An 8,520-nucleotide genomic window follows, 5' to 3' on the forward strand; every position below is an offset into this window, starting at 1 on the left:
AAAATAGAGCAAGTCGTGGAAACTGGACTCACTCTATTATAATCACTAATTTCTATTTAAAATTTTCCTATAGTTTTCCTTTCCAAGGATTAAAATTCTTGCATTTTTGAACACCATGAATTACAACAGGTAAAGTTGCTGAGGTACTTGTATTACTGGCGCTGACAGTAATCGATGTGAAATAAGACCCATCGATTAGGTTAGAATTAAATTCATCACAACCGCCTGGTGGTAACCACACCAAATCAGAAGGTTCAACGGTTAGTACAGTTGAAGTGGTACTCATCGAGCCCCCCCCACTAATTGTCCAGACATAACTACTAGCACCGGCTACGCAATTAGTTCTAAAAGTAACGTGTGAACCTACATAATTTGCTTGAAGTACAGTACTATTTCCGTTACCACTAATAGTTGTTGTGGTTGATGGGCATGATTTTATTGGTCCTCTTTGAGCATTGGATACTGACCATGCGCTTAAAAAGATTAGGGTAATTAATAATTGTTTCATTTGATTTGTAAGGTTTAAGTGAAAATTCATTTATTTATGCATCAATAATAAGCATATATCATTTATGAAACTATGATCTTGGTTAATATTTATAAAATAATAGATCTGTTGTTTCTTTAGTAAGTAGAAGGGATACAAGGGTTTATATCGACATAAGGTTTTGATCAAGAATCTTAAAAACAAGCCAAAATTTCCTCTTTAACAATACAAGTTTTTATCATAACCCTGATTTCCTGCGCACAAAATGGCGAAGAGGAGGTGCGGACTGATTTTGAATTAAGATAACCTAAAAAATAGGTGCGAATTCATTGGATTGGAACTTATTAGAATTAGAACACCCTTTTCAATTAGATTAGGAACATAGATTTAAGATCCAGAAAGACAAAATTACATTTTCTATTGAAGAACGTCATCAGCACCAGTGCTGCGCATCCATCAAAAAAATACTTCGGATTTTATTTTACTTGAATTCTTACTAAATTAAAATCGAAATTATTTAGAAAAAAGCTAATTGACATAATATGAGTGATAGAATTCATACCCTTAGTGGATATATCCACGAATACCAACGTAGTGTGCATCAGCCAGAGCAGTTTTGGTCCAGAATTGCTGATTCCTTTTACTGGAAAAAAAGATGGGACAAAACAGTTGAGTGGAATTTTGAGGAGCCAAGAATTGAGTGGTTCAAAGGCGCGAAATTAAATATCACTGAAAATATCCTAGAAAAACATCTCTTCACATTGGGTGATAAACCCGCTATTATTTGGGAGCCAAACGAGCCGGGGGATGAGAATCAAATCATTAGCTTTAGACAACTTTACGAAAAGGTGAATCAGTTTTCCAATGCCATGAAAGAAAGTGGCATTAAGAAAGGTGACAGAGTTATTATTTATATGCCAATGGTGCCTGAAGCAGCCATTGCCATGTTGGCATGTGCAAGAATCGGAGCAGTGCATTCTGTGGTTTTTGCAGGATTTTCATCCAATGCTCTAGCTGATAGAATAAATGATTGTCAAGCAAAAATGGTTCTGACTTCAGACGGTAATTTCAGAGGAGCTAAATCGATCCCAGTAAAAGCAGTTGTGGATGAGGCTTTGGAAAAAACCAAGACCATTGAAAAAGTAATTGTTTATAAGAGAACTGGAGAAGATGTTGTAATGAACAAGGGCCGAGATATTTGGTGGAGTGAGGCGATAAAGGGTCAATCAACTGAGTGCCCAGCCGAAGAAATGGATGCAGAAGACATGCTATTCATTCTTTACACATCCGGTTCAACCGGTAAGCCAAAGGGGGTGGTGCATACTTGCGGAGGCTATATGGTTTATACAAAATATTCATTTGAAAATGTATTTCAATATGACCAAGGTGATGTATATTGGTGTACAGCAGATGTAGGTTGGATCACCGGCCATTCTTATATAGTATATGGGCCATTATTAGCTGGAGCCACTACCGTAATGTTCGAAGGAGTTCCTACATACCCAGATCCCGGTCGTTTTTGGGATGTAGTAGACAAGTACAAAGTCAATCAGTTTTATACAGCCCCTACCGCAATTCGTGCCCTTCAAGCCTATGGCACGGAACCTGTTGACAAAAGAAATCTAAGTTCTTTAAAAGTATTGGGCACCGTGGGAGAACCTATAAATGAAGAGGCGTGGCATTGGTACCACTCACACGTAGGCAAAGGCAAATGCCCAGTTGTTGACACGTGGTGGCAAACTGAAACTGGTGGCATTATGATTTCTCCATTGGCAGGGGTTACTCCTACCAAACCTTCTTATGCTACATTACCTTTACCGGGCATTCAACCCGTCATTGTAGATGCAGAAGGAAACGAACTAAAAGGAAACTCTGTGGAGGGTAACCTATGCATGAAATTTCCTTGGCCAGGCATGTTGAGAACAACTTATGGAGATCATGAGAGATGTAAAAATACCTATTTCGCTACCTACAAAAATATGTATTTTACTGGTGATGGCGTAAAAAGGGATGAAGATGGTTACTATAGAATTTTAGGGAGAGTAGATGATGTCATCAATGTTTCCGGGCACAGAATGGGGACAGCAGAGGTTGAAAATGCCATAAATGAGCATCCAAAAGTAATAGAATCGGCTGTGGTAGGCTATCCTCATGACGTAAAAGGTCAAGGTATTTATGCTTATGTAATTTGTGATTTAGAGCATAGAACTGAGGAAAATTTAATCAATGAGATCAGTGAAACAGTTCGAAATATCATAGGCGCTATTGCCAAGCCTGATAAAATACAAATAGTTTCTGGTTTGCCTAAAACGCGCTCGGGCAAAATCATGAGGAGAATTTTGAGAAAAATTGCTGAAGGAGATACATCTAAGCTCGGAGACACATCTACTTTATTGAATCCTGAGATTGTGGAAGAAATTAAAGCTGGTGCAAAATAGAATGCAAATTAATCTACAAGTGGGCATAACATTTGATGCCTGCTTGTAGATTTAAATACTAAATTATTATCACACCTTCATTATCTAATTTATACAAAGAAAAGTAATTATTGTTATATTGTGCTTTCTATGAAAGTTTTTCTCTGCATAACAATTTTTACTGTTTTTCTTCAACCACTATCTGCTCAAAACACTGATAGTTTAGAGAACTTGCTCACATCTGGAATAAGTGATTCACAGAAAAAAGATATACTAATAGAGCTATGCAAGGAATATCGAGATTCCAACCCAAATGCAATGCGATTGTATGCAGAGGAGCTAGTTACCCTTTCAAAGAAAGATACCACATCCAATAGTTTTGCTTGGGCCCATTATTATCTAGGAGATTACTATTATTTAGTAGATGATTTCGATAAAACTGAGAAATATTTCTTAAGTGCTTACGAAATTTTTAAGAATAGAGAAAATTCGATAGGCGCCCTAATGTCGGCTTCTTCTTTAGCCAATATATATTTCTTCAGAGATAGGTACAAAACTGCCTTAAATTTTGCTGAATCTGGATTGGATTTAGCTTATGTCATGGATGATAAGGCTCAGCAATCAAACCTATTAGCATTAATATGTGATATTTACACTTATATGGAGCGCTATAATCTAGCCATACAGCATTGTATTCAATCACTTAAGATCAAAGAGGAAATGGAAATACAAAAAGGGAAAGAAATCACCTTGAATACCATTGGCCTCATATATCAAGAGCTTGGAACTTACAAAAAAGCCAAAGAGTACTTATTTGAGGCACTAGCTTTGGCCCGAGAAAATGGAGAGCCTTACAATATTGCAACTACTCATAGCAATATTGGTAACTACTATTTAGCAACGGGAAGTATCGAGGATGCCCTTCAAAGTTTTCAAAGCGCAATGAAAATAGATTCTTCTAGTCAGGATAAGACGGGTTTAGCCTATTCCTTTTATGATATTGGCAAAGTATATCTATTGAAAGACGAGTTGACCAAAGCAATAGAAAACTTCAAAAAAGCTAAAGAATTAGCTGATGAGCAAAATATGCCTGAATTAGAGGCAAGAATTGGTCTGGAAATGGGTGGAGTCTTTATAACCAAATCAGAATTTCAAATAGCAATTCAAGAGCTCAAAAACAGTGTAACCATAGCTCAGAAAATTAATTCCTCAGGAATTTTAAAAGATACATATCAAAAGCTTTCTAAGCTTTATGATAAAATGGGTGATAAAACTAATGCATTAATTTACATGAAGCTCTTTATGTTAGAATCCGAAAGAAAGTTTAAAGAAGAAAATATTCGTTCGATTGCTGAGATCGAAGCACTTTACAACATTGATAAAAAGGAAAAAGAAATTGATTTATTAAAAAAGGACAATGCCATCAAAGAGCTGCAAGCCGAACAAAGAAGTTTTTTCATTACCGCATTGAGCATCGGACTTTTTTTATTGACTGTATTATTAATCATACTTTACAACAGAAACAAATTAAAAAATAGAGCCAATAAAGCTTTAAATGAACAAAATAAAGCTATACAAGAACAGAAAGAAGAAATTGAAAACCAAAAAGAGGAATTGGCTGCAACAAGTAATAAACTTGTGGATAAAAATCAAGAAGTGACGGACAGTATAGTTTACGCTAAACAAATTCAAGATTCCTTATTACCCCAGTTGCAAACCATAAAAGAGGTATTACCACAATCCTTTATATTTTTTAGACCTCGAGATATCGTCAGTGGTGATTTCTATTGGTTTACTCAAATCGAAAACAAAACAGCTATTGCTGTAGTAGATTGCACTGGACACGGGGTTCCAGGTGCTTTTATGACCGTTTTGGCTAATTCACTATTAAACCAAATCGTTTTAGAAACAGGAATTACATCTCCGGATTTAATTGTATCACTTTTAGACCAAAAAATTCAGCAAAACCTACACCAACAACAACTGGAAAATGCCAATACGGATGGCCTAGATATCGGTTTAGTTTTGCTTGATCCTCAAAACAAAACAATTGAATACTCAGGGGCAAAAATCCCTCTGTACCATTATCAGGATAATGAATTGCAGGTGATTAAGTCTGACAGAAATAGTGTAGGAAGTACGCAACAACTAAACAAATCTTTTACAAAAAAAGAAATAAAATATAAGCCGGGCGATATGATTTTTATGAGCTCTGATGGTTTTCAAGATCAATTTGGAGGTCCGAAAAATAAAAAATTTATGAAAAGTAATTTCCGTAAATTGCTTTCAAAGATTGCCGAAAAGCCCGGCCAGGAACAGCTAAATTGTGTTGAAGAGCAGTTTATCAAATGGAGAGGAAGTAATCCCCAAACTGATGATATCCTTGTTATAGGCTTTAAACTTAACTGATGGATTTCAAAAGTTATAAGAAATTAATTTATTACCTTCTAGCCTTCTTAGGGGTATTTCTATTCTTAGTATTTAATTTACTAGAATTTGAACTCCATTCCGAGGAAGGTAAAATAGATAATTTGTCTGATGCTTTTTGGTATTCAATTGTAACATTGACCACCGTAGGTTATGGTGACATGGTTCCAACATCGTCAGGTGGACGTGCAATTGGTTACGTATTAATATTGTTGAGTTTAGGTGTATACGGTTTACTTATTGGTCAAATATCAAATATTATGACAAGCATTAAAGAAAATAAGAAAATGGGAATGTATGGAACAGACTTTCAAGATCATATAGTGGTAATTGGATGGACTCAATTTGGAAAAACCGTTATTGATCAATTAATAAAAGCAGGCAGAAAAGTTGCTATTGTTACTAAAAACAGAGAAACTATTGATTTACTGAAAGAGCTTTATCAAGAGAAAAACCTCTTTATTCTGTACAGTGATTATGAAAATTTTGAATTACTTGAAAAAGTCAATATTGAAAAATCTTCTACTGTATTTATTAATCTAAATGATGATACCGAAAAATTAGTTTACATTCTAAATCTTAAAAAGGAATATGAAAATTTGAATTTTACGGTTACGCTGGAAAATTCAAATTTGAAACAAACCTTCATTAGCGCAGGTGTCACTCATGCTATTTCACAAAATGAAATCGCTAGCAGACTATTAGCCAGCTATATGTTTGAACCAGATGTAGCCCTTTTCTCTGAGGAAATATTAGCCTACCCTACCAACGATGAAGAATATGACATGAAAGAATTTAAAGTAGTGGAGGGAAACCCGTATAATGGACAAGAATATGATAAAGTATTTTTTGACCTTAAAAAAAATGAAAATGTAATTTTATTAGGTTTGGTTAGAGTTGATGAAGGAAAAAGAATGCTCTACAAAAATCCATCCGATAACTTTAAAATTAAGACAAATGATTACCTAATTATGTTGATGAACCAAAAAACTCAAAAGAAAATAAAGAGGGTCTTTGAACTTGAGGAAGGTGTCTGAATTAATAATCGATTTCATAAAATTCAAAATCCTTGCCTTTTCCATAAGCCGTCAATTCGCTTAAAGTATACTCTTCCAAAGTGGTTAGGTCTTTGCAAATAAAATCTTTATAACCCGTGGCGTTGGTGACTTTAAATTCATGAACTTCACCATAATTCACCATATAATAATCTTTTCCTACTCTTACAGTCTCAATAGATATTGACATTTGCAATTATAAAATTTTATTTCAGTTCAATGAACTCTGTAACTGCATTTAGGTTTCAACAATTTGGAAATACAATTACTATTTCAAACAGTGGTGCTTTTCCTTTTTGATTTCTCCCAAATTGCAGACTGTTTCCCTTTTATTAACCTGAAAAAACCCTGATACACTGAAACATTCATAAATGAGAAATAGAAAGGGATTAAAATAATTTTAGGGACTTTTTCTTTCCCTTCAGCATAAGAACCTGCTATTGAAATTAGATAAAAAAGTATTTGCAACCCAAACAAAATCACATAAATCATGTCTAATTGAAAGACCAAATAGAAATTCAATACAAAAACGATCAATAACGATAATGGTGTTAGAGACCACCGTAGCATTCTGTGAGAAATATATTGAAAACTCAACCAACCATATTTAAAAATATTAAGTAGTGGTAAGAATATTAAAATAGATTGAATTCCACCTGCAGCAATTCTCACTTTCCTCTTTCTTTCTTCAGAAATGGATTCAGAACCGCTCTCGATTGCATAGGCATCTGGCTCATAAACAACTTTAAATCCAGCTTGAGCAATTTTCATAGATACATAAAAATCTTCTATAAGAATACCATCTGGAACCATGGGCATTAAATCTCTTTTAACAGAAAAAAGTTCTCCGGCTGCACCTACCACAGTATTCAGTTCGGAGTCCCACTTTTTCAGAGCCGATTCATACTTCCAATAAGCCCCTTCTCCACTTCCGGCCACATCTTTAGCATCTGTTGACATCACTCTTTTTTCTCCAGCAACTGCCCCTACTAAATCACTTTTGTAATGTCTAACAATATTAACTATAGCATCGCTGTTTAAAAAAGTGTTGGCATCGCAAAAAACTAAAATTGGAGATTTAAGCAGGGGCAGCACTCTATTTATTGCTGCATTTTTACCCCGTCTTTCTTCTGAATGAAATAATTTTAATCCATTGTATTCATTCACAATTTTTTCACTTCCATCTGAAGTGCCATCCGTCACAAAACATATATTAAGTTTTTCATGTGGATATTTAAGATTTAAAGTATTTTTAATCTTTTCCCTCAAAATATCTCCTTCATTATAGCAAGCAATAATTAAACTTACTTCCGGTAGTTCATTTTCTGAAAAATACTCTGGAATCGTAGCTCTGAACTGGCGCTTAATTTTGACTAACAATAATAGTACTATTGGATAGCCTAAGTAGGTGTAAGTTATCAACCCAATTCCCGTCCAAAAAATAAATTCCATTTAATTCGTATTATTAATATGTAAACTTTTAATCTTTATACTCTCGTTTTGGCTTTTTTCAGTTCTGGAGAATATATCTCATACATTCATAGTGCAATGTAATATTTTCATCGATAAATGACCGCAATATAAAATAATACAATTAATATTTTGTATTTTTCCGACTCGATATTGTAATGTTTTCTCATGTTCTCAGTCAGGATTTTTAGGCAATGCCACTTTCTAATAATAGTACTCGTATTCGCCTTTTTAAATATAAACTTTGCTGCAGGTCAAACAGACCCAGAAATCCAAAGCACAGCCGTAACTGAATCTACGTACGGAAGTATTTATAACTATGAAATTGTAGTTTTTGATGCTGAAGGAGCTGATTTAGAAGTAATTATACAGTCAGGTAGTTTACCAAACGGTGTGACATTAGTTGAAAATGCTGGGGAGTATTCAATTGAGGGAACTCCTACAGAAACAGGTGATTTCTCTCTAGTTTTAGAAGTTTACGAAACAGTTACCCCTGCTAACAATAATACACAAAGCTTTACAATTGAAGTAAGTAAAGCTACACTTTCGGTAACTGCTGATGACCAAAACATTGTGTATGGTGATGCCATTCCAACACTTAGCTTCTCCTACTCTGGCTTTGTCAATAGTGAAGATGCCTCAGATTTAATCACTGCTCCTACGG

At 34.7% G+C, this 8,520-nt stretch carries 7 protein-coding genes; 4 read left to right on the forward strand and 3 right to left on the reverse strand.

What is annotated here, in order from left to right:
- Positions 1-67: 67 nt before the first annotated feature.
- Positions 68-508, reverse strand: a complete 441-nt coding sequence (locus tag AAC601_RS16915; RefSeq protein ID WP_340153905.1) for a hypothetical protein — start codon at positions 506-508, stop codon at positions 68-70.
- Between the two features lie 521 nt (positions 509-1,029).
- On the opposite strand from AAC601_RS16915, the gene acs reads away from it, so the two are divergent.
- The 3 genes from acs (at position 1,030) to AAC601_RS16930 (ending at position 6,368) form a co-directional block, all read left to right on the forward strand.
- Positions 1,030-2,925, forward strand: a complete 1,896-nt coding sequence (gene acs / locus AAC601_RS16920; protein ID WP_303270835.1) for an acetate--CoA ligase — start codon at positions 1,030-1,032, stop codon at positions 2,923-2,925.
- A gap of 129 nt (positions 2,926-3,054) precedes the next feature.
- Positions 3,055-5,313, forward strand: coding sequence for a tetratricopeptide repeat protein (locus AAC601_RS16925; RefSeq protein ID WP_303270836.1), 2,259 nt, complete (start codon positions 3,055-3,057; stop codon positions 5,311-5,313).
- Positions 5,313-6,368: a potassium channel family protein gene (locus AAC601_RS16930; protein WP_303270837.1), complete on the forward strand. Its 1,056-nt coding sequence runs from the start codon at positions 5,313-5,315 to the stop codon at positions 6,366-6,368. Before AAC601_RS16925 ends, AAC601_RS16930 begins: the two co-directional genes overlap by 1 nt.
- 1 nt (position 6,369) lies before the next feature.
- Here the strand turns inward: AAC601_RS16930 and AAC601_RS16935 are convergent, their stop codons facing one another.
- Together AAC601_RS16935 and AAC601_RS16940 are read right to left on the reverse strand one after the other, a co-directional pair.
- Positions 6,370-6,576, reverse strand: coding sequence for a hypothetical protein (locus tag AAC601_RS16935; RefSeq protein ID WP_303270838.1), 207 nt, complete (start codon positions 6,574-6,576; stop codon positions 6,370-6,372).
- An 83-nt stretch (positions 6,577-6,659) separates the two neighbouring features.
- The gene (locus tag AAC601_RS16940) at positions 6,660-7,838 is read right to left on the reverse strand and encodes a glycosyltransferase family 2 protein (RefSeq protein ID WP_340153906.1); all 1,179 of its coding nucleotides are present in this window, start codon (positions 7,836-7,838) and stop codon (positions 6,660-6,662) included.
- A 186-nt stretch (positions 7,839-8,024) separates the two neighbouring features.
- Between AAC601_RS16940 and AAC601_RS16945 the strand changes: the two genes are divergently transcribed.
- Positions 8,025-8,520, forward strand: a 496-nt coding sequence (locus AAC601_RS16945; protein ID WP_340153907.1) for an MBG domain-containing protein, incomplete at its 3' end; no start/stop codon positions are given.

The sequence above is a fragment of the uncultured Marivirga sp. genome (genome assembly GCF_963974845.1).
In the GTDB taxonomy this organism is placed as follows: domain Bacteria; phylum Bacteroidota; class Bacteroidia; order Cytophagales; family Cyclobacteriaceae; genus Marivirga; species Marivirga harenae.

Bases quoted from the DNA above. Each gene is read 5' to 3' on its own strand.
- AAC601_RS16915 (WP_340153905.1), bottom strand. From the start codon at position 508: ATGAAACAATTATTAATTACCCTAATCTTTTTAAGCGCATGGTCAGTA.
- acs (WP_303270835.1), top strand. From the start codon at position 1,030: ATGAGTGATAGAATTCATACCCTTAGTGGATATATCCACGAATACCAA.
- AAC601_RS16925 (WP_303270836.1), top strand. From the start codon at position 3,055: ATGAAAGTTTTTCTCTGCATAACAATTTTTACTGTTTTTCTTCAACCA.
- AAC601_RS16930 (WP_303270837.1), top strand. From the start codon at position 5,313: ATGGATTTCAAAAGTTATAAGAAATTAATTTATTACCTTCTAGCCTTC.
- AAC601_RS16935 (WP_303270838.1), bottom strand. From the start codon at position 6,576: ATGTCAATATCTATTGAGACTGTAAGAGTAGGAAAAGATTATTATATG.
- AAC601_RS16940 (WP_340153906.1), bottom strand. From the start codon at position 7,838: ATGGAATTTATTTTTTGGACGGGAATTGGGTTGATAACTTACACCTAC.